21 protein-coding genes are annotated in these 23,085 nt (G+C 69.3%); 11 read left to right on the top strand and 10 right to left on the bottom strand.

Going from position 1 to position 23,085, the window contains the following annotated elements; translation table 11 throughout:
* Positions 1 to 11 precede the first annotated feature (11 nt).
* The 6 genes from ASD84_RS10345 (at position 12) to ASD84_RS10320 (ending at position 5,250) form a co-directional block, all read left to right on the top strand.
* Positions 12 to 1,388, top strand: coding sequence for an FAD-binding oxidoreductase (locus ASD84_RS10345; protein ID WP_056709733.1), 1,377 nt, complete (start codon positions 12 to 14; stop codon positions 1,386 to 1,388).
* A 135-nt stretch (positions 1,389 to 1,523) separates the two neighbouring features.
* Entirely contained in the window at positions 1,524 to 2,819 is a 1,296-nt protein-coding gene (locus ASD84_RS10340) for an NAD(P)/FAD-dependent oxidoreductase (protein ID WP_056709728.1), read from the top strand.
* A 21-nt stretch (positions 2,820 to 2,840) separates the two neighbouring features.
* Positions 2,841 to 3,953 (top strand): S-(hydroxymethyl)mycothiol dehydrogenase, encoded by a 1,113-nt coding sequence (locus ASD84_RS10335; protein ID WP_056709727.1) that lies wholly within the window; start codon positions 2,841 to 2,843, stop codon positions 3,951 to 3,953.
* A 29-nt stretch (positions 3,954 to 3,982) separates the two neighbouring features.
* Positions 3,983 to 4,624, top strand: a complete 642-nt coding sequence (locus tag ASD84_RS10330; RefSeq protein WP_235531056.1) for an MBL fold metallo-hydrolase — start codon at positions 3,983 to 3,985, stop codon at positions 4,622 to 4,624.
* 3 nt (positions 4,625 to 4,627) lie between these two features.
* Positions 4,628 to 5,029: a cupin domain-containing protein gene (locus tag ASD84_RS10325; RefSeq protein WP_056709725.1), complete on the top strand. Its 402-nt coding sequence runs from the start codon at positions 4,628 to 4,630 to the stop codon at positions 5,027 to 5,029.
* Positions 5,026 to 5,250 (top strand): hypothetical protein, encoded by a 225-nt coding sequence (locus ASD84_RS10320; RefSeq protein WP_056709723.1) that lies wholly within the window; start codon positions 5,026 to 5,028, stop codon positions 5,248 to 5,250. Before ASD84_RS10325 ends, ASD84_RS10320 begins: the two co-directional genes overlap by 4 nt.
* On the opposite strand, the gene ASD84_RS10315 is transcribed toward ASD84_RS10320, so the two are convergent.
* Positions 5,240 to 6,028, bottom strand: a complete 789-nt coding sequence (locus ASD84_RS10315) for a mycofactocin-coupled SDR family oxidoreductase (protein WP_200954484.1) — start codon at positions 6,026 to 6,028, stop codon at positions 5,240 to 5,242. The two genes, ASD84_RS10320 and ASD84_RS10315, sit on opposite strands and share 11 nt — an antisense overlap.
* A gap of 49 nt (positions 6,029 to 6,077) precedes the next feature.
* Between ASD84_RS10315 and ASD84_RS10310 the strand changes: the two genes are divergently transcribed.
* Positions 6,078 to 6,974: an SDR family NAD(P)-dependent oxidoreductase gene (locus ASD84_RS10310; protein ID WP_056709722.1), complete on the top strand. Its 897-nt coding sequence runs from the start codon at positions 6,078 to 6,080 to the stop codon at positions 6,972 to 6,974.
* 46 nt (positions 6,975 to 7,020) lie between these two features.
* Here the strand turns inward: ASD84_RS10310 and ASD84_RS10305 are convergent, their stop codons facing one another.
* A complete protein-coding gene (locus ASD84_RS10305; RefSeq protein WP_056709720.1) occupies positions 7,021 to 7,842 on the bottom strand; it encodes a class II glutamine amidotransferase in 822 nt (273 codons plus the stop codon).
* Positions 7,843 to 7,862: 20 nt separating this feature from the next.
* Here ASD84_RS10305 and ASD84_RS10300 point away from each other — a divergent pair, with 20 nt between their 5' ends.
* Together ASD84_RS10300 and ASD84_RS10295 are read left to right on the top strand one after the other, a co-directional pair.
* Positions 7,863 to 9,014 (top strand): glutamate--cysteine ligase, encoded by a 1,152-nt coding sequence (locus ASD84_RS10300; RefSeq protein ID WP_321164022.1) that lies wholly within the window; start codon positions 7,863 to 7,865, stop codon positions 9,012 to 9,014.
* Positions 9,015 to 9,039: 25 nt separating this feature from the next.
* Entirely contained in the window at positions 9,040 to 10,887 is a 1,848-nt protein-coding gene (locus ASD84_RS10295; protein WP_056709719.1) for an LTA synthase family protein, read from the top strand.
* Between the two features lie 12 nt (positions 10,888 to 10,899).
* On the opposite strand, the gene ASD84_RS10290 is transcribed toward ASD84_RS10295, so the two are convergent.
* From ASD84_RS10290 to hppD, 5 genes are read right to left on the bottom strand one after another with little or no spacing between them, the layout of a single operon-like run.
* Entirely contained in the window at positions 10,900 to 12,138 is a 1,239-nt protein-coding gene (locus tag ASD84_RS10290; protein WP_056709717.1) for a Glu/Leu/Phe/Val dehydrogenase dimerization domain-containing protein, read from the bottom strand.
* 20 nt (positions 12,139 to 12,158) lie between these two features.
* On the bottom strand, positions 12,159 to 13,277 hold the full coding sequence (fahA, locus tag ASD84_RS10285; protein WP_056709714.1) for a fumarylacetoacetase: 1,119 nt from the start codon (positions 13,275 to 13,277) through the stop codon (positions 12,159 to 12,161).
* Positions 13,274 to 14,002 carry a hypothetical protein gene (locus tag ASD84_RS10280; protein ID WP_056709711.1) on the bottom strand — a complete coding sequence of 243 codons (729 nt, stop codon included), beginning with the start codon at positions 14,000 to 14,002 and terminating at the stop codon, positions 13,274 to 13,276. Before ASD84_RS10280 ends, fahA begins: the two co-directional genes overlap by 4 nt.
* Complete coding sequence (locus tag ASD84_RS10275) at positions 13,999 to 15,207, bottom strand: homogentisate 1,2-dioxygenase (RefSeq protein WP_056709710.1); 1,209 nt, start codon at positions 15,205 to 15,207, stop codon at positions 13,999 to 14,001. Before ASD84_RS10275 ends, ASD84_RS10280 begins: the two co-directional genes overlap by 4 nt.
* Complete coding sequence (gene hppD / locus ASD84_RS10270; protein ID WP_056709708.1) at positions 15,207 to 16,424, bottom strand: 4-hydroxyphenylpyruvate dioxygenase; 1,218 nt, start codon at positions 16,422 to 16,424, stop codon at positions 15,207 to 15,209. Before hppD ends, ASD84_RS10275 begins: the two co-directional genes overlap by 1 nt.
* A 118-nt stretch (positions 16,425 to 16,542) precedes the next feature.
* Here hppD and ASD84_RS10265 point away from each other — a divergent pair, with 118 nt between their 5' ends.
* Entirely contained in the window at positions 16,543 to 17,058 is a 516-nt protein-coding gene (locus ASD84_RS10265) for an Lrp/AsnC family transcriptional regulator (protein WP_056710898.1), read from the top strand.
* Positions 17,059 to 17,183: 125 nt separating this feature from the next.
* On the opposite strand, the gene ASD84_RS10260 is transcribed toward ASD84_RS10265, so the two are convergent.
* Positions 17,184 to 18,080, bottom strand: a complete 897-nt coding sequence (locus tag ASD84_RS10260) for a hypothetical protein (protein ID WP_056709705.1) — start codon at positions 18,078 to 18,080, stop codon at positions 17,184 to 17,186.
* A 286-nt stretch (positions 18,081 to 18,366) separates the two neighbouring features.
* On the opposite strand from ASD84_RS10260, the gene ASD84_RS10255 reads away from it, so the two are divergent.
* A complete protein-coding gene (locus ASD84_RS10255; RefSeq protein WP_056709703.1) occupies positions 18,367 to 20,190 on the top strand; it encodes a phosphoenolpyruvate carboxykinase (GTP) in 1,824 nt (607 codons plus the stop codon).
* Positions 20,191 to 20,365: 175 nt separating this feature from the next.
* Here ASD84_RS10255 and ASD84_RS10250 read toward each other — a convergent pair whose 3' ends face one another.
* Together ASD84_RS10250 and ASD84_RS10245 are read right to left on the bottom strand one after the other, a co-directional pair.
* Positions 20,366 to 22,087: an FAD-binding dehydrogenase gene (locus ASD84_RS10250; protein ID WP_056709701.1), complete on the bottom strand. Its 1,722-nt coding sequence runs from the start codon at positions 22,085 to 22,087 to the stop codon at positions 20,366 to 20,368.
* Between the two features lie 32 nt (positions 22,088 to 22,119).
* The gene (locus ASD84_RS10245) at positions 22,120 to 23,085 is read right to left on the bottom strand and encodes an oxygenase MpaB family protein (RefSeq protein ID WP_056709699.1); all 966 of its coding nucleotides are present in this window, start codon (positions 23,083 to 23,085) and stop codon (positions 22,120 to 22,122) included.

Here is a 23,085-nt window from a genome sequence, read left to right as displayed (position 1 = left end):
GGAGGCAACAGATGCTGATCGAACGATTGCAGGAGCGAATCCCACCTGATCGCATTCAGCTCGATCCCGCGGTGATGGCGAGCTATGCCCACGACGAGGCCGAGTGGGCGTCCCACGGGACACCACTCGTCCTCGTCAGACCGCGCACTGCCGAAGAGGTACTGGAGGTCGTGCGCGCCTGCATCGACCACAAGGTGCCCGTCGTACCTCGCGGGGCGGGCACCGGACTTTCCGGCGGAGCGAACGCCGTCGACGGGTGCGTGGTCCTGTCGACCGAGGCCATGACGGCCATCACGGAGATCGACCCGGTGGAACGGCTGGCGGTCGTGCAACCCGGCGTCGTCAACGACGACTTGCGGAGTGCGTGTGCCGAGCACGGGCTCTGGTACCCACCCGACCCCGCCTCGGCGCCATGGTCGACGATCGGCGGCAACGTCGCGACCAACGCGGGCGGCATCTGTTGCGTGAAGTACGGCGTCACTGCGGACTACGTGCTCGCAGTGCAGGTCGTCACCGGAACCGGCGCGCTGGTCCGCCTCGGCCGGCGTACGGCGAAGGGCGTCGCAGGGTACGACCTCGCCAGGCTGCTCGTCGGCTCCGAGGGGACACTGGGCGTCATCACCGAGGTGACGCTCAGACTCCGCCCTCAACGACCGCCGGAGCGTACCGTTGCCGGGTACTTCTCATCGATCGTGGATGCAGGGCGTGCCGTCACGGCTGTGGGCGCTGCGGGCATCGTGCCGTCCGCGCTGGAGCTGATCGACCGGCACTGCCTCGAGGCTGTCGACCAGTGGAAGAAGATGGACCTGGCTGTCGAGGCCGAAGCGATCCTGCTGGCGCGGTGCGACGTCCCGGGCGCGGCAGGTGAGGACGAAGCAGACGCGATCCGCGACTGCTTCGAGCAAGCGGGTGCGACCTGGGCGGCACGTTCGACCGATCAGACCGAGGCGGACGCCCTGTTCGAGGCGCGGCGCCTGGCGTATCCAGCCCTCGAGCGACTGGGGCCCGTGCTCACCGAGGACGTCTGCGTGCCCAAGGCGGCGGTCCCGGAGATGCTCTCCCGGATCGAGGCGATCGGGAAGAAGCACGAGATCCTGATCGCCAACATCGCCCACGCCGGCGACGGCAACCTGCACCCCCTCCTGATCACGCCTCGTGACGACGACGAGGCCAGGGAACGGGCGCAGCGGGCCTTCGAGGAGATCATCGAGGAAGCGATCGCACTGGGCGGCACGGTCACCGGGGAGCACGGTGTCGGCCTGCTGAAGATGGACGGGCTCGCCAGGGAGCTCTCCGCGGACGTGATGGATCTGCATCGCGCGGTGAAGGCCGCCCTGGATCCGCACGGCATCCTCAACCCCGGCAAGGTCATCGCTGCCGAGGGATGAGTCACCGCCCGGTCGGGCGAGAAGTACGTCGAGGGGAGCGACCGTCTCCCCAAGAGCTGTCATCGGCATGCCCGGAAACGGCATCTCTGGCGATGGCTGCAACCGGGCACGCATACAAGACTTCGGAGGAGACACATGAACAGGACCGCCGACGCCATCATCGTCGGGGCTGGCGTGGTGGGTACGTCCATCGCGCTGGAACTGACCCGAGCCGGGTACTCCGTGATCGTCGTCGACAAGGCTGGTGGACCCGGCTTCGGCTCCACCAGCGCGTCGAGCGCGGTGGTCCGGTTCAACTACTCGACCTGGGACGGCATGGCTGCCGCGTGGGAATCCAAGTTCCGGTGGGAGGCCTGGGCCGACCACCTCGGCCACGTCGACACGACAGGACTGGCGTCGTTCAAGCGCTGCGGGTTGGCGTTCCTCGACGTCGACATCATGCCCCGCGACCGGATGGCGAAGATGTTCATCGAGGCCGGCATCCCGTTCGAGGAATGGGGGCCTGCCGAGCTCGCGAAGGCCTTCCCCCACATCGACCCCGGTCGCTACTTCCCACCGAAGCCCGTCGCGTCCGACGAGTTCTTCGATGATCCGTCGGGCCTCCTCGGTGCCATCTACACCCCTGATGCGGGGTACGTCGACGATCCGCAGCTCGCTGCCGCCAACCTCGCTGCCGCTGCCGCGCACATCGGGGCGACGCTCCGCTACAAGAAGACCGTCACGGCCGTCGAGCGACGGCACCAGTCGTGGCGGGTGACCCTCCACGACGGCGACGTCCTCGAAGGTGCCATCGTCGTCAACGCTGCCGGCCCCTGGTCGACCGGGCTGAACCGGCTCGCGGGGATCGGGGCGGACTTCACCGTCAAGGTCGGGCCCGTGAGGCAGGAGGTGCACCACCTCGCAGCGCCGCCGTCGCTGCCCTCCGGCTTCCCGATCATCGCCGACGCCGACCTCGGCATCTACATCCGTGGCGAGTCCAGCGGCAACATGCTGATCGGCGGCACCGAACCCGAGTGCGACCCGCTGGAGTGGATCGACGACCCCGATGCCGCCAATCCCCACCCCACGACCGAGCGTTTCGAGGCACAGGTCTTCCGAGGCGCACGCCGACTCCCTGACCTCGCCGTTCCCAACCGCCCCCGTGGTGTCGCAGGCGTGTACGACGCAACTGACGACTGGGCGCCGATCTACGACCGGACGGAGGCCGCCGGGTACTACGTCGCCATGGGCACCAGTGGCAACCAGTTCAAGAATGCTCCGCTGATCGGGTCCCTGATGACCACGATCATCGACGGAGTCACCAACGGCGCGGACCACGATGGCCGGCCCCTGACGTACACCGCCCCCCACACCGGCCATGTCATCAATCTCGGAGCCTTCTCGCGACGCCGCCAGCCCAACGCGGCCTCGTCGGGAACCGTGCTCGGCTGAAACCACCAAGGAGAACCAACAATGCAGCAGGTCAAGGCCGTCATCGCCCGCGCAAAGGGCGAACCGGTCGAAATCGTCACCATCAACGTGCCCGACCCGGGTCCCGGCGAGGCCGTCGTCAAGGTCGCCTCGTGCGGGGTGTGCCACACCGACCTCCACTACCGGGAGGGTGGCATCAATGACGACTTCCCGTTCCTGTTGGGCCATGAGGCGTCCGGGGTCGTCGAGGCCGTGGGGCCTGAAGTGTCCGGTCTGGTGCCGGGCGACTTCGTGGTGCTGAACTGGCGGGCTGTGTGTGGTGAGTGTCGGGCTTGTCGGCGCGGTGAGGCGCAGTACTGCTTCAACACCCACAACGCGAAGCAGAAGATGACGCTCGCCGATGGTGAGGGTGCCGGGACGGAGCTCTCGCCGGCGTTGGGTATCGGTGCGTTCGCGGAGAAGACCCTGGTGGCTGCGGGGCAGTGCACGAAGGTCGACCCGCAGGCACGTCCCGCGGCGGTCGGGCTGCTGGGTTGTGGGGTGATGGCCGGGATCGGGGCGGCGATCAACACCGGTGCGGTGACGCGTGGCAGGAGTGTCGCGGTGCTCGGGTGCGGTGGTGTCGGGGTGGCCGCGATTGCCGGTTCGGCGCTGGCTGGTGCGAGTCCGATCATCGCGGTCGACATTGATGCGAAGAAGCTCGAGACGGCGCGCCGGATGGGCGCGACCCATGTGGTCGACTCGTCGGTGGTGGATCCGGTCGTGGAGATCAAGCGGATCTGTGCGCAGACCTACGAGGGCGCCGATGGTGCCGACGTGGTGATCGATGCCGTGGGCCGGCCCGAGACCTGGAAGCAGGCGTTCTATGCCCGCGATCTCGCGGGCACGGTGGTCCTGGTCGGCGTACCGACTCCGGACATGAAGGTGCCGGAGATCCCGTTGATCGACGTGTTCGGTCGTGGTGGTTCGTTGAAGTCGAGCTGGTACGGCGACTGCCTGCCGAGTCGGGACTTCCCGATGCTGGTTGACCTGTACCGCCAGGGGCGGCTGGACCTGGACGCGTTCGTGTCCGAGGAGATCGGGTTGGGTGAGGTGGAGGCGGCGTTCGAGCGGATGCACCACGGTGACGTCCTGCGTTCGGTGGTGGTCCTCTAGTGGCTGGGGAAGTGCGGGTCGATCATGCGGTGTCCAGCGGCACCTTCTCCCTTGACGGGGAGACCTTCGACGTCGAGAACAACATCTGGGTGATCGGTGACGACGAGGAGTGCATCGTCATCGATGCGCCCCACTCGGTTGACGACATCATCGCGGTGGTCGGGACCCGGAAGGTCAAGGCGATCGTGTGCACCCATGCGCACGACGACCACGTCCGCGTCGCCCCGGACCTCAGCGAGGCTGTCAACGCCCCGATCCTGCTCCACCCGAACGACAAGCCCCTGTGGAACCTCACCCACCCCGACCGCAGGTGGAGCTCAGACCTCGTTGATGGTCAGGACATCGGCGTCGCCGGCACGCGCCTCCTTGTCCTGCACACGCCCGGCCATGCGCCGGGCGCCGTCTGCCTCTACGCCCCCGACCTGGACTGTGTGTTCACGGGCGACACGCTGTTCGACGGCGGTCCGGGCGCCACCGGCCGCTCCCACAGCGACCTGACCACGCTCGAGAGCTCGATCCGCGCGAAGTTGTTCGTGCTGCCTGACGACACCACCGTTCACACCGGCCACGGCAACAGCACCACGATCGGGAAGGAACGGGCGCAGATGGCTGCCGAACAAGTAGCGAGGCTCGGTTCGTCCGCTCATCCAACCTCTCGAAGGAACACCTGACCCATGGCGATCACCTTTGCTCCCGCTGACCTTTTCTGGGGACTCCTGGACGAGGACCTCCTCGGTCCGCCGAGCGCAGTCGTGCTCGAAGGCGAGATCCCGGTCCGGTCGACCGTGCCCTTCACATCCGGGGATGGGCGCGTGCTCTCGGGGGTCTGGGAAGCGAACCCGGGAATCTCGCGCTGGGAGTTCCTCGACCGAGGTGAAGTCATCCTCGTGCTGTCGGGACGGATGGTCGTGACCCCGGACGAGGGTGAATCGCTCGTCCTGACCGCTGGCACCGCCGCCGTGTTCCCGCTCGGCTGGGTCGGCACTTGGGAGATCACCGAGCAGATCCGCAAGTTCTTCGTCGTCTACCGCGAACTCGGTATGCCGCCCTCCCGCGCGGGTACCGCCGAGGCATGACCACTCCCGACCCGACAGCCACCCCGCCTGCCGAGGAGCCGCCGAAGCGCGAGGTCCCCTTCGACAAGGAGGACCTGACCTACGGCCCCGACGACGTCGTGGAGAACTCCGACGCCGATCCCGATGTCCAGTCGGATCCTGCGAAGGACGACGGATCGTCGTCGGACTGGGCCGACGAAGGTGGTGCGACCGACGAAGGTCCGGCGGCTGTCAGCCGTTGAACCCGCCGTCGGCGTGGATGTCGGCGCCGTGCCAGACCAGGCCGGCCGGCGAGCATCCGAAGGCGATGGTCGCGGCGATCTCGTCGGGGCTCAGTGCGCGCCCCAGCGGCTGGTGGGACACCAGCTCCGCCCGGTCGACGCCGTAGAGGGCTGCGGTGGCGTCGAGCATCGGTGAGTCCGTGGAGCCCGGCGAGACCGCACACGCGGTGACTCCCGTGCCCTGCAGGTCGGCGGCCAGCCCACGGACCAGACCGACCACTGCGTGCTTGGCGGCGTTGTAGCCGGCGAGGTGGAACAGGCCCGTGTGCCCAGCCGCCGAGGCGACCGCGACGAAACGGCAACCGCTCGGGTCGGGGCCGGCGAGCATGGCGGGTACGACGGCCGCGGCGGTGTTCCACACGCCCCGGACATCGACGTCCCAGAGATCCGCGAGGTCCGCGTCGGTCGTCTCCCACAACGGCATGCCGCCACGTACGACGGCCGCCGCCGCCACCCCGACGTCCAGGCGTCCCCAGCGGGCAACGGCATCGGCGACCGCCTTGTCGAGAGCCGAGCGGTCGCGGACGTCGGCGACCACGGGGACGACGTACTCACCCAGCTCGTCGGCGAGGGCGTGGAGGTCTTCCGCATCCGCCAGGGGCGGCCCCTCGCACGAGTCCAGGGCCACGACGTGGCAGCCATCGGCGACCAGGCGCCGCACCGTCGCGGCACCGATGCCGCGGGCAGCGCCGGTGACCAGGGCCGTCCGGGTGGCGGCAATGCCTGAAGGAGAGGTCATGGGCACAGGTTAGGGGCCTGCGCAGCCGACGCGGCGCTACCGTGCAGGCATGGCCTTCAGCCCCGCCGACCTGCCCGACCTCACCGGCGTCACCGCCGTCGTCACGGGAGCCAACACCGGCATCGGAGAGGTGACCGCCCGAGAGCTCGCCGCACACGGCGCCAGCGTCGTGCTCGCCTGCCGCAGCCTCGACAAGGCCCGCGAGGCCGCAGCCGGCATGCAGGGCGACGTCCGTGTCGAGCAGCTGGACCTGTCGTCGCAGGCGTCGGTGCAGGCGTTCGCCGAGCGTTGGGACGGCCCGCTCGACCTGCTGGTCAACAACGCCGGCGTGATGAACCCGCCGACGTACCGCGCGACCGAGGACGGCCACGAGCTGATGTTCGGCACCAACCACCTGGGCCACTTCGCGCTGACCGGCCGGCTGCTGCCCGCGCTCCTCGAGGCCCCGGCCCCGCGGGTGGTCACGGTTGCGTCGATCGCCCACCACGGCGGTACCGACAAGGTCCTGGCGGCCAACCCGGAGGCGTCGTACAAGCCCGAGGCCTACTACGGCAACAGCAAGTTGGCCAACGTGCTGTTCATGCGCGAGCTGCACCACCGGGCGACCGCCGCCGGCGGGAAGCTCACCTCCACGGGCGCCCACCCCGGCGTCTCCGCGACCAACCTGGTCGCGTCCCCGGACGGCATGGGCGCCAACAAGCTGGTCGCCCGCCTGGCGCCGTTCGTCCTGCCGATCGTGCTGCAGCCGGCCGCCAAGGGCGCCCTCCCCTCGTTGTACGCCGCCACGCTGGCCGAGCCCGGTTCCTACAGCGGTTCGCGGAGGTTCCGCGAGACCCGCGGCCCGGTCGGTCCCGCGCGGCTGAGCAGGTACTCGTCGGACGCCGAGCTCGGTCGCAAGCTCTGGTCGCTCAGCGAGGAGCTGACGGGCGTGCAGTTCCCGTTCTGACGGACCCGTTCGAAAGCGGGTGCGCGGGTACTGCAGTCCCGTGCCCCTACTGCGACCTCTCCTCCAGCACGGCCGCCAGGTCGAGACGGGTGACCTCGCGGGTCGTCAGGTCCACCACCACGGCGGTGTCGAGCGGAACGGGCGTCCAGCCCGGCTCGTCCAGACCGCTGGAGACGACCTCGATGCTGCCTTCGCGGATCCGGTAGTCCATCGCGAAGTAGTCGGTCGAGTGGCGCAGGGGGAGGGGGTCGTCGGCGGGCAGGTCGCGCAGGTCGCTGGGCGAGTCCGCGCGGGAGTTGATGTGGATCGCGAAGATCCGCTCAGGCGCCAGCAGCAACGCGTTCAGGCTCGATCGGGGGAACTTCTCGACCAGGGTGGCGAGGGCCCGGGTGACGCCCTCCACCTCGTCCCCGACGTCGCCGATGGTCTGCAGGACGAAGTGGAAGTAGCGCTCGCTGTCGGTGTCGCCCACGAGCTGCGCGCGGACTTCCGGCCTCAGCAGGGCCTCGAGCTCGCTGATCGGAGCGACGTGCCCGTTGTGCGCGAACGCGTAGTTGTCGGCGTGGAACGGGTGCGTGTTCTCGGCCCGTACGGGAAGGCCGCCCGTTGCCCAGCGCAGGTGCAGCAGGCCCGCACACGACAGCGGTTCGTGGACGAGGGCGTCGTACGCCGGGTCGAGCGCAGCCGAGCGCGGCGAGGTGACGGTGCGCGTGGTCACCGAGCCGTCCGTGGAGGGCGGGTGCCAGGCAGCACCCCAGCCGTCGTCGTGGACAGCCGTCAGCGACGTGAACGCGTCGAGCCCGTCGTCCCCGAGCAGGCTGGCCACGGATCGGTCGGCCTCGGTCACGTAGCCGAAGAGTCGGCACATCGGGGTTCCTGCCTTTCCGGGTGGAGGTCGTGGTGAGTCGCGAGGGCTCCCCAGGCGGTACCCCGGGTCGGCTCCGGACAGTCGGGGTGGAGGAGGAGCTGTTGCTCGTCGACGCGGAGACCGGTGTCCCGCTCTCGGTCGCCAGCCAGGTCCTTCGTGTCGCACGGGGCCGGGGTGACACCGATCGCCACGGTGCCCTGGGCGGCTCGCTGGGCCCCGAGCTCCAACAGCAGATGATCGAGACGGACACGCCCCCCGAGGACGACCTGGCGGCCCTGGAGACCGATCTCGTCACGTGGCGCGAGAAGGCGCGTTCGGCCGCCCTCGACGCCGGAGCCCTCGTCCTGGCCAGTGGCACCTCCCCGGTCCGGGTGCAGCCGCGTGCCTCGGAGACGCCGCGCTACGCCGAGATCGCCCGGAGGTTCGGGCTGACCGCCCGCGAGCAGCTGACCTGCGGTTGTCACGTCCACGTCTCGGTCGCGTCGGCCGACGAGGCGGTCGGGGCGATGGACCGGATCCGGGTGTGGTTGCCGACCCTCATGGCGCTGAGCGCGAACTCACCCTTCTGGCAGGGCACCGACTCGAGCTACGAGAGCTACCGCAACCAGGTGTGGAGCCGGTGGCCGACGGCCGGGCCGCCGGACGTCCACGGCACCGCCAGCGCCTACCGGGACCACGTGCAGCGGATGCTCGACACCGGCGTCCCGCTCGACGAGGGGATGGTCTACGACGACGCTCGGCCGTCCCGGCACTACCCGACCCTGGAGATCCGGGTGGCCGACGTGTGCCTGGACCCGAAGGTCGCCGTACTCGTCGCCGGCCTGTGCCGGGCGCTGGTCGAGACCGCCGCCGACGAGTGGCGCACGGACGAACCGCCCGTCGATGCACCGGTCGCCCTGCTGCGGCTGGCGATGTGGCAGGCCAGCAGGTGGGGTCTGTCCGGGGACCTCCTGGACCCGCTCACGCACCGACCCCGATCGGCGCGGGCCGTGGTCGACGCGCTCGTCGACCACGCCGCGGAGGCGCTCGGCGCGAGTGGCGACCTGGTGCGGGTGGAGGACGCGGTCGACGAGCTGTTCGCCGTGGGGACCGGCGCCGCACGGCAGCGGGCCGTGTGGCTCGAGGAGCGCGACATGGAGCGAGTCGTGGTGCGACTGGCCGGTCTCACCTGAGGCTGCAGCGACTAGGTTTCCTTCCATGGCCGCGACCCGTCGGCGCCCCCGGCCGGAGCGCCTCGTCCTGGGTCTTGTCGTGGCCAAGCTGGTGCTCTTCCGGCTGCTGGTCTTCGGCGTTCCCGGTCCCACGATGCTGCTCGCCGACGTGGCCGCGGCGGCCGTCCTGGTGGGCGTGGTGGCGTTGCTCGCGCCGGGACCGGCGACGTCCCCGGCGTTGTGGTCCCTCAACGCGGCGGTCAGCGTCTTCCTCACCGCTGCCGTCCTCTACTTCGGCTACTACCAGACGCTGCCCACCTTCACGGCGCTCGACGAGGCCGACCAGGCCGACGACGTGCGGGCCAGCATCGCCAGCCTGCTGGACTGGCGGCTGGTGTTCTTCTACGTCGACCTGGCGTTCGCGCCCGCCGTCGGACTGCTGCTCCACGGGGACCGCTGGCTGCCTCCGTTCCGGATGGCCGGACGGCATCGCCTCCGACGCCTCGGCGCCGTCGTCGTGACGGGGACGCTGGTCACCGCGGTCGTCCTGCACAGCAGCGTCGACGTGCGCAACGAGCAGTACCGCGCCGAGCAGCTCGGGGTGCTCGGCTACGAGGCCGACGCACTGATCCGTGCACTGCGCACCCACCAGACGCTGGATCTCGCGACGGCGTACGACCAGGTGACCGACCTCAAGGCGCGCAACCACTCCACCGAGACCGACCCCGCGAAGGCCCGCGGCTTCGGTGCCGCCGAGGGCAAGAACCTCGTCGTCGTACAGCTGGAGTCGCTGCAGGAGTTCGTCATCGGGCTGGAGGTCGACGGCCAGGAGGTCACCCCGCACCTCAACGACCTGGTCGCGGAGAGTGCGTACTTCCCGCGCCACTTCCAGCAGATCGGCAAGGGCAACACGGTCGACGCTGAGTTCATCTCGAACACGTCGATCTATCCGGTGGGCGACGTCGCCATGTCCACCGGGTACGGCGACCGCGACCTGCCGAGCCTGCCGAAGCTGCTGCGCCCCCGCGGGTACGTCTCGGAGACGTTCAACGTGAACTGGGCGAAGTTCTGGGACCACGACGACCTGTTCCGGGCGTTGGGCTTCGACCACTGGCACGAGAAGGACGAGTACCCCGGCCCGAAGTTCAACTTCTGGGGCGTCTCCGACGAGGAGTTCTACGGCCGCTCGCTGCTGCGTCTCCTGGAGCTGGACGCAGCCGACCAGCCGTTCTACGCCCAGCTCGTCACCGCCTCCGGGCACGGCCCGTTCCAGGTGCCCGCCGACAAGGTGCGGCTGCGGCTGCCCGGCAAGCTCGAGGGCACCGAGGTCGGCGCCTACCTCCAGGCGCAGAACTACGCCGACCACGCCCTCGGCCTGTTCATCCGGGGCCTCCAGCAGACCGGCCTGTGGGAGAAGTCCCTGTTCGTCGCGTACGGCGACCATGCCGGACTCAACGAAAAGGACACCGTCCCGGGAGTCCGGGCGCTCGACCCGGACTACAGCTTCGCGCGCCGCTTCAACACGCCGCTGGTGATCCACGTCCCCGGCGGCGAGGCGTTCCGCAGCGAGCACGTCGCCTCACAGGTCGACCTCCTGCCGACGATCGCGAACCTGCTCGGGATCGCCCTGGCCGAGGAGCGGTTCGTGGCGTTCGGTGTCGACCTGCTCAACACCGGCGGCCACGCGTTCGGCGAACGATTCCACGCACCCACGGGGACTTTCGTCAACGACGAGGCGTACTTCGCGCCCGGTCGCGGCTTCGACGACGGCTCGGCGACGTCGCTGACCGACGGGTCGTCGTACCCGATCAAGGGGATGCGGGACGACTACGACTACGTGCTCGACCTGATGGACCTCTCCGATGCCTACGTCAGGTCGCTGCCGAAGCGGTGATTCACCAGAGGGTCAGACCAGCTGGTCCAGTGCGATCTCGAGCGCCGTGGCCGCGAGCAGCGTCGGGTGCGGCGAGCGCTCGTGGCACTTCTCCAGCGCGGTCCGGATGGTCCGTGACACGTCGCCGAGGATCGCCTCGTCGGACACCTCCGCGATGCCCTCCATCAGCATCGTGAACGTGCGCGCCATGCCGCAGTTCGCGATGAAGTCCGGGATCACCGCGACGTGCTGGTCGGCGAACTCGTAGGTCGACCCGTAGAAGATCTCCGGGTCGGCGAACGGGACGTTGGCGCCGGCCGAGATGAGCTCCAGGCCGCCCGAGACCATCCGCTTCACGTGCTCGACGGTGACCAGGCGAGAACCTGCACAGGGCAGGAAGATCTCGGCATCCATGTCCCAGATCGCGTCGTCCAGCTGGTCGAACGGGATCAGGTCGTCGGCAACCAGCGTGTTGCCCTTCTTGTTCACGAAGAGGTCGTGCACCTCCTCGCGGGTGAAGCCCTCGGCGTTCATCAGCCCGCCGTTGCGGTCGATGATGCCGACGATGCGGGCGCCCGCCTCGGACAGGTAGTAGGCCGCGGCCGAGCCGACGTTGCCCCAGCCCTGGACGATGACCCGCTTGCCCTCGAGGGACTGGTCCTGCGCGGTGCCATAGGTCGCGTAGTAGTGCACGACCGACTCCGCGACGCCCCAGCCGGTGACCAGGTCGGCGATCGTGTACTTCGCCTTCTGGTCCGGCGTGTAGCGCGGGTCCTCGACGACCTTCGAGACACCCAGGCGCAGCATGCCGACGCGCTGCACGAGCTCGCGCTCGTCGGCCGCGAAGTGGCCGTTGACGATGCCCTGCTGCGGGTGCCACAGGCCGTAGCGCTCGGTCAGCGGGATCACGTCGTGCATCTCGTCGACGTTCATGTCGCCGCCGGTGCCGTAGTAGGTCTTCAGCAGGGGCGCCAGGGCCTTGAACCAGCGCGCGAGCACGCCCTCGCGGCGCGGGTCGTTCGGGTCGAAGTCGATGCCGGACTTCGCGCCGCCGATCGCCGGTCCGGAGACGGTGAACTTGACCTCCATGGTCTTGGCGAGCGACTCGACCTCGCGGCGATCCAGGCCGACCCGCATCCGGGTGCCGCCACCGGCGGCGCCTCCGCGCAGCGAGTTGATGACCGCCCAGCCCTTCGCGTCGGTCTCGGCGTCGTGCCACTCGAAGACGATCTCGGGGGCCTTGGCCTCGAAGCGGTCGAGCAGTTCCTTCATCGTGGTTCCTTCTCTTTCAGTCATGAGCGGGCCGCCGTGATCCGGCCGCGGGCCTCGCCGAAGCCGATGCGGGTGCCGTTGATGCCGGGGGCGCTGGCGCGGAGGACGACCTCGTCGCCGTCCTCGAGGAAGCCCTTGCCGAGCTCGATGAGCGAGCCGACCTGGTCGGGGTCGGGGCCGGAGATGGTGCCGGAGGCGTACAGGTCACCGGTGCGGGTGGGCGCTCCGTTGACGGTCAGGTGCGCCAGCATCTGTGCGGGCGACCAGTACATCGACGCGTACGGCGGCCGGGTGACCACGTCACCGTTCCACTCGACCTCCAGGTCGATCTCCAGTCCCCAGGCGTCGCCCATCGCCAGGTAGGGCAGGGGAGACGGGGCCTGGGTGGGCGTGCTGACGCGGGCGGCGTCGAGCGCGGCCAGCGGCACGATCCACGGCGCGATCGTCGACGCGAAGGACTTGCCCAGGTGGGGGCCGAGCGGGACGTACTCCCACGCCTGGATGTCGCGGGCCGACCAGTCGTTGAACAGGGCGACGCCGAAGATGTGGTCGGCGGCGTCCTCGGTGGAGATGGAGCTGCCCATCGGGTTGCCGGTGCCGACCACGAAGCCGAGCTCGGCCTCGATGTCGAGGCGTACCGATGGTCCGAAGACCGGTGTCTCGGCGCCCGCGGGCAGCCGCTGGCCGCACGGCCGAACGATGTCGGTGCCCGAGACCACGACGGATCCGGCGCGGCCGGTGTAGCTGACCGGAAGGTGCTTCCAGTTCGGCAGCAGCGGGTTGGGGTTGTCCGGGCGGAACAGCCGCCCGAGGTTCGAGGCGTGGTGCTCGGAGGCGTAGAAGTCGACGTAGTCGGCCACCTCGAACGGGAGGTGCATCGTCACGTCGTCGACCGAGTGAGCACAGAACGAGGGAAACGGATCGACCAGCTTCTCGATCAGGCGGGCGCGGACCTCGTCCCAGCGCTGTTTCCCTTGTTCCATGAACGCGTTGAGGCTCGGCTGCGCGAAGACGGGGTCGTCGAGCAGCAGTGCGAGGTCGAGCACCTGGTCGCCGAACCGGGTCGCGCAGCGGGGAGCCGAGTCCCCGACCGAGTAGACGCCGTAGGGGAGGTTGGTGATGCCGTACAGGTCATTCATCGGGTCAGCTCCAGGAGACCGAGCGCGGTCAGCTCGTCGATCGGTTCGGTGATGCTGCAGGTGCCGATGGAGCGGAGCAGCGAGGTCGTCGGCAGGTCGGGCACGGCATCGCGTTCGGCGAGCACGGCCGGGTCGGGGGCGGCGGTCGCCGCCAACAGGTTGAGGAAACCGTGCTGCTCGAAGCCCGTCTCCGGGTCCGTGTTGCGCAGCGCGTGGTGCAGGCCCGCGGTCGCCTTGAACGGCACGCCGGCCTCGACCAGGGCCGCGACCGTGGCGGCCAGCTCGGCCTCGTCGGGGTACAGGTCGGCGCGCACGCCACCCGTCCGCAGCTTCGCGAGGTACGACGTCCCGACCAGGTCCGCGATGGCCGCGTCCCGTCGGTCGTCGCGCGGGATCTCGACGTGGACGGTCACCCCGGCGGGCTCGCCGATGGCGGCCCGCAGCGCGGCCACACTGGCCCCGGTGACCTCCAGCCCCACGATGCGGATGCCGTCGGGCGCGGCACCGAGCGCGGCAGCCGCCCCCTCCGCATCCGGTACGACGACCGCGACGTCGAGCGGCCCCGAACCCGCGAGAGCGGGCAGTGCGGCAGCGGGCACCACCAACGGACCGACCAGGTCGGCGTACCAACGGGTGCGGTGCTGGCGGTGGGCGGCGACGGCCTCGGCGAGCGGCAGGTTGCCGGGTGGGAAGACGGCAGCATCGTCGAACAGCAACGGGATCATTCGGCCGCTCCGCGGACCCACGAGGTGACGTAGACGCCGTCGTCGGAGGCCGTGCCGGCCTCACCGAGCTCGAGCGGCCGGAACGTGTCGACCATGACGGCAAGCTCGTCGAAGAACTCCACGCCGATGGACGCCTCGTAGGCGCCCGGCTGCGGACCGTGGGCGTGACCACCCGGGTGCAGGCTGATCGAGCCCGGCCCGATGCCCGATCCCTTGCGGGCCTCGTAGTTGCCGGCGACGTAGAACATCACCTCGTCGGAGTCGACGTTCGAGTGGTAGTACGGCACCGGGATCGACAGCGGGTGGTAGTCGACCTTGCGCGGCACGAAGTTGCAGATCACGAAGTTGTTGCCCTCGAACACCTGGTGGACCGGCGGCGGCTGGTGCACGCGGCCGGTGATCGGCTCGAAGTCGGCGACGTTGAAGACGTAGGGGTAGAGGCAGCCGTCCCAGCCGACGACGTCGAACGGGTGGTGCGGCAGCACGTGCACGGTGCCGGCGATCCCGCCGGGGCCACTGCCCCGGTGCTTGATGAAGACCTCGACCTGTTCGTCCGCGACGGGGTCGACCAGCAGCACCTCCGAGGGCACCCGCAGGTCGCGCTCGCAGTACGGCGCGTGCTCGAGCAGCTGCCCGAACTTCGAGAGATAGCGCTTGGGTGGGCCGATGTGGCTGTTGGCCTCGATCACGTACAGCCGCAGCGGGTCGCGGCCGGTCGGCACCCAGCGGTGCGTCGTGGCGCGGGGGAGGATGACGTAGTCGCTCTCACCGACCTCGAGTGCACCGAAGACCGTCTCGACGACGGCGGTGCCGGACTCGACGTAGACACACTCGTCGCCGATGCCGTTGCGGTACAGCGGGGACGTCGCGCCGCACACGACGTAGCTGATCCGGACGTCACCGTTGCCGAGCACCAGGCGTCGGCCGGTCACTGCGTCGACGCCCTGCCAGTCGTCACCGAAGAGGTCGTGCAACGTCAGGTGGCGCGGGATCAGCGGGTGGTTGGGGGTCGTGGCCTGGTCGGGCAGGTCCCAGGTGCGTGCTTCGACGACCGCCGACGGGATGTGCCGGTGGTAGAGCAGGGAGGAGTCGGACGAGAAGCCCTCCTCGCCCATCAGCTCCTCGAAGTAGAGCGCCCCGTCGGGGGCGCGGTGCTGCGTGTGCCGCTTCGGCGGCACGTTCCCGATCCGCTGGTAGTGCGCCATCAGAAGTTGCCTCGCCGCTCCTGCTCGCGCTCGATGGCCTCGAAGAGCGCCTTGAAGTTGCCCTTGCCGAAGCCGAGCGAGCCGTGTCGCTCGATGAACTCGAAGAACACCGTCGGCCGGTCACCGAGCGGCTTGGTGAAGATCTGCAGCAGGTAGCCGTCCTCGTCGCGGTCGACCAGGATGCCGCGCTTCTGCAGCTCCTCGACCGGCACCCGCACCTCGCCGATCCGGGAGCGCAGCTCGGGGTCCTCGTAGTACGAGTCCGGGGTGGCGAGGAACTCGATGCCCTCGGCGCGCAGCCGGTCGACCGTGTCGAGGATGTCGTTGGTGGCCAGCGCGAGGTGCTGGGCGCCCGGGCCGTCGTAGAACTCGAGGTACTCGTCGATCTGCGACTTCTTCTTCGCGATCGCCGGCTCGTTGAGGGGGAACTTCACCCGGTGGTTGCCGTTCGCGACGACCTTCGACATCAGCGCCGAGTAGTCGGTGGCGATGTCGTCGCCGATGAACTCGGCCATGTTCGTGAAGCCCATGACCTTGTTGTAGAACTCGACCCAGTGGTCCATGCGGCCGAGCTCGACGTTGCCGACGATGTGGTCGAGGGCCTGGAACAGCCGCTTCGGCGCACCGTCGCGCTTGGTGAACGTGGAGGTGCGGGCGACGTATCCGGGCAGGTAGGGCCCGTCGTACGACCGGCCGTCCACCGTGCGCTGGACCAGGCTGTGCCGGGTGTCGCCGTAGGTGGCGATCGCGGCCATCCGGACCGTGCCGTGCTCGTCGGTCAGGTCGTGCGGCTCCTCGAGGACCGTCGCCCCGGCCGCGCGTGCCTGCGCGATGCAGCGGTCCACGTCGGGCACCTCGAGCGCGATGTCGACGATGCCGTCGCCGTGCTTGCGGTGGTGGTCGAGCAGCGTGCTGTTCGGGTCGACGCCGCCCTTGAACACGAAGCGGACCGCGCCGCTCTTGAGCACGAACGCGACGTGGTCGCGGTTGCCCGTCTCGGGGCCGGAGTAGGCGACCAGCTCCATGCCGAACGCGGAGATGAAGAAGTGGGCGGCCTGGGTGGCGTTGCCGACCGACCACACGGCGGCATCCCAGCCGGTGACGGGGAACGGGTCCTCCTGGTCGTCGTACTCGACGAGGCCGACGAGCTGCTTGAGGGTGTCGAGGTCGAGGTCGGCGAGCCGCTCCTCGCTGGTGAGGGTCTCCTGGAGGGACATGTGAGCAGCACAACAGACGGGCTCGAGCCTCACAACCTGCCTATTCGGGGGTAGGCAATCCGGTCAGTTCTGCCGCATTGGTGGCCGGTGAACTATGCAGAACGGCTACCTTGGAGCCATGGCCGCCGGACCGCACCCGCTCGACGAGATCGACCTCGCACTGCTGACCGCGCTGACCGAGCACCCGCGGGCCGGTGACCTCGAGCTCTCCCGGATCACCCAGGTGGCCCGGGCGACGGTGCAGAGCCGGTTGCGCCGGCTGGCGGAGGCCGGCGTGATCGCCGACTGGGACCCCACGGTCGACGTCGCCGCCGCCGGTTTCGAGGTGCAGGCGTACGTCACCCTCGAGATCTCCCAGGGCGCCCTCGACGAGGTGTCGAACGACCTGTCAGCGATCCCCCAGGTGCTGGAGGCGTACGTCACGACCGGCTCGTTCGACGTGCTGTGCCGGGTCGCGACCCGTTCCCACCCCGAGCTCCAGGCGACGCTGGTGCGGATCGACCAGTCGTCGTCGGTGGTGCGCTCGACGAGCGTGATGGTGCTGTCCGTGCTGGTCCCGCCGCGGGTGCTGCCGCTGCTCGCGGCCGCTGACACGGCGCCCAGCCGGCGCGCGCCGGCGTACCGCAAGGGCTGAGCCCGGCAGCAAAAACAGAGCCGCCGTAGGAGTCTCGGGTCTCCTACGGCGGCGATTGAAGATTGCCAGATCGCGCCCCGGTTTGTCTGCGGGATGAAGGTTAAATTCCGGCGGGCACTGAGGGTTCAGAACTGCTTGAACTGCAGGGCCAGCTTGTAGTCGGTGGTCATGTAGTTGACCAGGGACTGCAGGCGCTTCTCGTCGACCTTCGTCTTCGTCGTGCCGACCGTGACACCGACGACGTTGCTGACGACGCCGCTGTTCCACTTGCCCTGCACGAAGTTCGGGAACTGGGCCTCGGCGCGCAGGTCGAAGTCCTTGTCGCTGAGCGACGCGTCGGCGGCCTTGGCGTGGGCCTCGGTGTCGAACACCAGGGCGATGTAGGTCACCCGGGCCTTGCCCCCGAGGGCGGAGTAGGTCCACTGCACGGCGTACTCGCAACGCTGCTGGGTCAGGGCCGACCCCTCTTCGACGGGCCCGCAGGTGTCGTACTTCCACGACTCGAGGTAGGTCGCCTTGTGCTCGACGTCGCCGAACTTGAAGTCCCAGTCGTCAGCGAACTCGGCTGCCTCGACGTCGATGTGGGCGGCGGGGTCGTCGGTGCCCTCGTCCTCGGTGGGGGAGTACGGCGTCGCGGGGGTCGTGGCACTGGACGGGTCGGTCGGCGACGGCGTGCCGTCGGTGGTCGAGGTGCTGGAGGCGCTGGAGCGGTCCTTGCCCGCCTTGTCGTCGCCGTCGTCGCCACCGGTGACCAGCACGGCGGTGACCACGATGCCGATGATGAGGAGCACGACGAGGCCGACGACGAGGCCGATGACCAGCCCGGTCCGGCTCTTCTTCGGCGGGCCGCCGAAGCCGCCGCCGTACTGACCGAAGCCGGGAGGTCCCTGCGGCGGGAAGCCGGGAGGTCCCTGGGGCGGGAAGCCCGGAGGGCCAATGGGCGGGCCGCTCGGGGGTCCGCCCCAGCCCTGCTGCGGATTCGGCCACTGCTGGCCGGAAGGGGGCTGCGGCGGGTGACTCATGAAGGCTCCTCTCGTCGTGGCGTTCCACGTCGGGCCGGTTCCTACCCCGCCGTACGCGGGTCAACCGACGTCCCGGGGATTCGAACGATCAAAAGATCCTGAGGGTGGCGAACGCCTCATCGAGGGTGACCGGCGCCGATGTGCGTCATCGCGCGAGCGGTGTCATGGTGATGCCACGCGGACGACGGTGTCCACGGATCAGATGATTCGAACCCCGGATTTTTACGGGTGGGCTGTGGGGTAGCGTGCCCACACCTTTAACAGGACCGAAAGGCTGGCGAGAAGCATGGTGGATGTGGAGCGGACGCTCGATGAGGCGGGCCTCACGAACCCCCACGTTCGGGAATACGTCGCACACTGGGCCGGGATCACCGGCGCCGACCGGATCGAGGTCGTTTCTGCGACCGACGACGCCCGGCTGGTGCAGGAGTCCCTCGAAGCAGGCGAGCTGTTGCCCGCCGGCGAAGGCCTCTACTACTCCCGGTCCTACTTCAAGGACACCGCTCGCGCTGAAGAGCGCACCATCGTCGCGACCAGCGACGAGGCGGACAAGGGCATCTACAACAACTGGCGCCCGTCCTCGGAGATGAAGCCGAAGCTCGTCGAGCTGATGACCGGTGCGTCGGTCGGCAAGACGATGTACGTCATCCCCTACCTGATGGCGCCGAAGGGCTCCCCGCTGCAGAACTTCGCAGCAGGTGTCGAGCTCACCGACAACCGCAACGTGGTGCTCCAGATGATCCGCATGTCGCGGGTCGGCGTGGAGTACATCAACGACCTGGGCGACTCGTTCGTCAAGGCCGTGCACGTCACCGGTGACCTGGAGAACCTCGGCCAGGGCACCCCGGACGACAAGCGCTACTTCGTGACCGTCGCCGACGAGCGCACGATCCTGCACTTCGGTTCGTCCTACGGCGGCAACGCGCTGCTCGGCAAGATCGCCCACGGCCTGCGTCAGGGTGCCTACGACGGCTGGAAGAACGGCTTCCTCGTGGAGCAGTTCATGCTGCTCGGCATCACCGACAAGGAGACCGGCAAGAAGTACAACATCTGCGGTGGTTTCCCGTCGGCCTCCGGCAAGACGAACCTCGCGATGACGCTGGCCCCCGACGCCCTCGGTGACCGCTACTACGTCGAGTTCTACGGCGACGACATCGCGTGGATCTGGGTCGGCGACGACGGCAAGCTCTACGGCATGAACCCGGAGAACGGTGTCTTCGGTGTCGCCAAGGACACCAACGAGCAGACCAACCCGACCGCGATCGACTCGATCGTTCCCGGCACCGGCGCGATCTTCACCAACGTTGCCTACAACTCGAAGACCCAGGAAGTCTGGTGGGAAGGCAAGAGCGACAAGCCGACCGACCTCGACGGCTGGGAGGACTGGAAGGGCGACATCATCGCCGACCGGTCTGCCGACGACGCCGACGCTCCGTGGGCGCACCCGAACAGCCGCTTCACCACCACGCTGGCCAACGTCCCGAACGTTGCCAAGGACTTCGAGGACCCGCAGGGCGTCGAGATCCACGGCATCATCTTCGGTGGCCGCACCCGCGACCGCGAGCCGCTGATCCGTGCGATCAAGGACGTTGCCGAGGGTGTCTACGACGGCCTGACGCTGGGCGCCGAGGCGACCGCTGCTGCGGACGGTCTCGAGGGCGTGCTCCGCTACGACCCGATGTCGATGCGTCCGTTCATGTCGTACTCCGAGGCCGACTACGCCGCGCACTGGCTCGAGGTCATCGGCCGTGCGACGACCAAGCCGATCTTCGCGCACGTCAACTGGTTCCAGCGTGGCGAGGACGGCCGCTTCCTGTGGCCCGGCTACCGCGAGAACCTGCGCCCGCTGAACTGGCTGATGCAGTTCCTCAACGGTGAGGTCGAGGGCGTCCAGACCGCCGTCGGCGTCCTGCCGAAGCGCGAGGAGCTCAACCTCGAGGGGCTCGACGAGCAGGCGCTCGCCGACCTCGACACGCTCCTCACCATCGACGTGCCGCGTTGGCAGCAGGAGATGGGCTTCCGCGAGAAGCACCTCGCGCAGTTCGAGGGCCTGTCCGAGGAGATCTGGGCCGCGCACCGTCGCGTCGCAGAAGCACTCGACAACGCCTGAGTCCTACCGCTTGAGCGGACCCCCGGTTCTTCGGAGCCGGGGGTTCGTCTTTTTTGCCGCGCGCCAGTTTCACCGGTCGGCCGGGGAAACTGGCGCTTGGACGATGAAACTTCCTCGTCCAAGCATGAGTTTCACCGGCCGGCCGGTGAAACTCACTCCACGCACGGCCCCAAGATCAGGCGCCGGCGATGGCGCGGCCCGCGGCGCGACCCGAGAAGATGCAGCCGCCGAGGAAGGTGCCTTCGAGTGCGTTGTAGCCGTGCACGCCACCGCCGCCGAAGCCGGCGACCTCGCCGGCGGCGTACAGGCCGGGGATGACCGCACCGGTGCGGTCGACGACCTGGGACTCGAGGTTGGTGGCCACCCCGCCGAGGGTCTTGCGGGTCAAGATGTTGAGCCGTACGGCGATCAGCGGGCCCTTCTCGGGGTCCAGGATCTTGTGCGGCTTCGCCACCCGGATCAGCTTGTCCGTCCGCGACTGGCGCGCGTTGTTGATCGCCATCAGCTGGAAGTCCTTGCTGAACGCGTTGTCGAGCTCGGCGTCGCGCGCCTCGATCTGGTGGCGCAGCACGTCGGCGTCCAGGTGGGGACCGCGCGCCGGGGAGTCGCCGTCGACGATGCCGTTCATGCCGTCGACCAGCTCGTCGAGGGTGTCGGCGACGACGAAGTCGACGCCGTGCTGCTTGAACATCTCGACCGGTCCGGGTGCGCCCTTCGCGACCCGCGACTTCAGCATGAACTTGAGGTCCTTGCTGGTGATGTCGGGGTTCTGCTCGGAGCCGGAGAGAGCGAACTCCTTCTCGATGATCGACTGGGTCAGCACGAACCACGTGTAGTCGTAGCCGGTCGCCCCGATGGCCGCGAGCGTGCCGAGGCTGTCGAAGCCGGGAAAGTTGGGGGCGGGCAGCCGCTTCCCGGTCGCGTCGAACCAGAGTGACGACGGACCCGGGATGACCCGGATCGCGTGGTCGGGCCAGACCGAGTCCCAGTTGTGGATGCCCTCGGTGTAGTGCCACATCCGGTCGGAGTTCACCAGTCGGGCGCCGGCCTCCTCGGCGATCGTGAGGCCGCGGCCGTCGACGTACGCCGGCACGCCGGAGATCATGTGGGTCGGGACGGGGCCGAGCCGCTCGACGGGCCAGTTGGCGCGGATCATCTCGTGGTTGTGGCCGATGCCGCCGGTGGTGACGACGACGGACGCCGCGCGGTGCTCGAATTCGCCGACCGCGACGCGCGTCGACTCGAACCCGCGGACCGTCTCCGAGGGCTCCAGCACGGCACCGCTGACGCCGACCACGGCATCGCCGTCCTTGACGAGTGCGTCGACGCGGTGCCGGAACGCGAACCGCACCAGGCCCTGCTCCTCGGCGGCGAGGACGGGCTCCACGAAGATCCGGACCACCTCGGGGCCGGTGCCCCAGGTCAGGTGGAAGCGGGGGACCGAGTTGCCGTGGCCGGCGGCGTCGCCGCTGCCGCGTTCGGCCCAGCCGACGAACGGCAGCGACTTGAGCCCGAGCGCGCGCAGGTAGTCGCGCTTCTCGGTGGCGGCGAAGTCGACGTACGCCTGGGCCCACTGGTGGGCCCAGTGGTCCTCGCCCGGGGTCCCGTCCTCTTGTGCCTCCAGACGGTCGAAGCCGGCGGAGCCCTGCCAGTCCTGCCAGGCCAGTGCCTTCGAGTCCTTGATGCCCATCCGGCGCTGCTCGGGGGAGTCGATGAAGAGCAGGCCGCCGAGCGACCACCATGCCTGGCCGCCGAGGTTGGCGCGGTTCTCCTGGTCGATGACCAGGACCCGCTTGCCCGCCTTCGTCGCCTCGTAGGTGGCGACGAGCCCGGCGAGGCCGGCTCCCACCACGATTGCGTCGGGTTCGAATGCCTGCTCTGCTGCGCCGTTGGTCACGACCGGGAGCCTGCCACACGACCCCAGACGTATCAGTCCGATGCCGCGCGTGGCGCGCGGCTGCTCGCCCGGCCGCCGACGAGAACCTTCATGCCCCGGGTGACCGGCCCGACGAAGCCGCCGCTGATGCGCGCCATCGCCTCGCGGTACGGCGGCAGGTCGCGCACCGCGGCCGGGAGCCGGTTGGTGGCGCGCAGGCCGGCGAGGGTACGGCGGTGGCCCGCCCGGGTCCTGGCATCGACGGCGGGGAGCTCGAGGATCTCGCGCACCGGCTCCGGCAGGCAGACGCTGTAGAACGCGAGCAGGGAGCCACGTGCGCCGGGCGGGATGGTGTCGCTGAGGAACGACATCACCTGGCGGCTAGAGTCGGACGCAGCGAGCTGGCCGTTGCCGCACATGTCCGCGACGTAGGCCTCGAAGTCGGCGTAGGTCGCCGGAAGCGTCTCGCGCCGGATCCCGAAGCACAGCGCGTAGAGCTTGGTCTCCTGCCAGAACCGGTCGCGGTCGGCATCGGACAGCGGCCCGACGACGCGCTCGTACATGCCCAGCCGGGAGTACCAGGACGCCGCGTGCACCCAGATGAGCGCGTTGCGCTCGTTGGCGGCGTACGGCGCGTGCGCGGCGAAGGGCCCGGTGTCGGCGTGCACGGTGCCCTCGACGCCGCGGTGGAGGGAGTACACCGCGCGGCTGACGCGGATGACCGACGGGAGGTCGCCGTACACGACCGTCGTGAGCATGTTGTAGGTCTTGCGGGCGCGCATCTTCGGGTCGGTGAAGATCGTGGAGTGCTCGGCAACGCCCTTCGCGATCCAAGGGTGCGCGACGTCGAGGAAGGCGGCCTGCGCGGTGGCGAGGACGTACGGCGCGGTGCGGCGGTTGACCTCCCACATCAGCGAGTCCGGTCCGTAGAGCCCGACCAACGGGTCGGTGACGGACTGACGCACCTCGTCGATGCAGGCGCGGAACTCGTCCTGGCTGACCGGGATGGGAGAGAACAT

The organism is Nocardioides sp. Root682, assembly GCF_001427795.1.
Classification (GTDB): Bacteria; Actinomycetota; Actinomycetes; order Propionibacteriales; family Nocardioidaceae; genus Nocardioides.
The sequence above is the reverse complement of the archived record's forward strand: the minus strand, read 5'-3'. Positions and strand labels throughout refer to the sequence as shown.

Bases quoted from the DNA above. Each gene is read 5' to 3' on its own strand.
- ASD84_RS10345 (WP_056709733.1), top strand. From the start codon at position 12: ATGCTGATCGAACGATTGCAGGAGCGAATCCCACCTGATCGCATTCAG.
- ASD84_RS10340 (WP_056709728.1), top strand. From the start codon at position 1,524: ATGAACAGGACCGCCGACGCCATCATCGTCGGGGCTGGCGTGGTGGGT.
- ASD84_RS10335 (WP_056709727.1), top strand. From the start codon at position 2,841: ATGCAGCAGGTCAAGGCCGTCATCGCCCGCGCAAAGGGCGAACCGGTC.
- ASD84_RS10325 (WP_056709725.1), top strand. From the start codon at position 4,628: ATGGCGATCACCTTTGCTCCCGCTGACCTTTTCTGGGGACTCCTGGAC.
- ASD84_RS10320 (WP_056709723.1), top strand. From the start codon at position 5,026: ATGACCACTCCCGACCCGACAGCCACCCCGCCTGCCGAGGAGCCGCCG.
- ASD84_RS10315 (WP_200954484.1), bottom strand. From the start codon at position 6,028: ATGACCTCTCCTTCAGGCATTGCCGCCACCCGGACGGCCCTGGTCACC.
- ASD84_RS10310 (WP_056709722.1), top strand. From the start codon at position 6,078: ATGGCCTTCAGCCCCGCCGACCTGCCCGACCTCACCGGCGTCACCGCC.
- ASD84_RS10305 (WP_056709720.1), bottom strand. From the start codon at position 7,842: ATGTGCCGACTCTTCGGCTACGTGACCGAGGCCGACCGATCCGTGGCC.
- ASD84_RS10295 (WP_056709719.1), top strand. From the start codon at position 9,040: ATGGCCGCGACCCGTCGGCGCCCCCGGCCGGAGCGCCTCGTCCTGGGT.
- ASD84_RS10290 (WP_056709717.1), bottom strand. From the start codon at position 12,138: ATGAAGGAACTGCTCGACCGCTTCGAGGCCAAGGCCCCCGAGATCGTC.
- fahA (WP_056709714.1), bottom strand. From the start codon at position 13,277: ATGAATGACCTGTACGGCATCACCAACCTCCCCTACGGCGTCTACTCG.
- ASD84_RS10280 (WP_056709711.1), bottom strand. From the start codon at position 14,002: ATGATCCCGTTGCTGTTCGACGATGCTGCCGTCTTCCCACCCGGCAAC.
- ASD84_RS10275 (WP_056709710.1), bottom strand. From the start codon at position 15,207: ATGGCGCACTACCAGCGGATCGGGAACGTGCCGCCGAAGCGGCACACG.
- hppD (WP_056709708.1), bottom strand. From the start codon at position 16,424: ATGTCCCTCCAGGAGACCCTCACCAGCGAGGAGCGGCTCGCCGACCTC.
- ASD84_RS10265 (WP_056710898.1), top strand. From the start codon at position 16,543: ATGGCCGCCGGACCGCACCCGCTCGACGAGATCGACCTCGCACTGCTG.
- ASD84_RS10260 (WP_056709705.1), bottom strand. From the start codon at position 18,080: ATGAGTCACCCGCCGCAGCCCCCTTCCGGCCAGCAGTGGCCGAATCCG.
- ASD84_RS10255 (WP_056709703.1), top strand. From the start codon at position 18,367: ATGGTGGATGTGGAGCGGACGCTCGATGAGGCGGGCCTCACGAACCCC.
- ASD84_RS10245 (WP_056709699.1), bottom strand. From the start codon at position 23,085: ATGTTCTCTCCCATCCCGGTCAGCCAGGACGAGTTCCGCGCCTGCATC.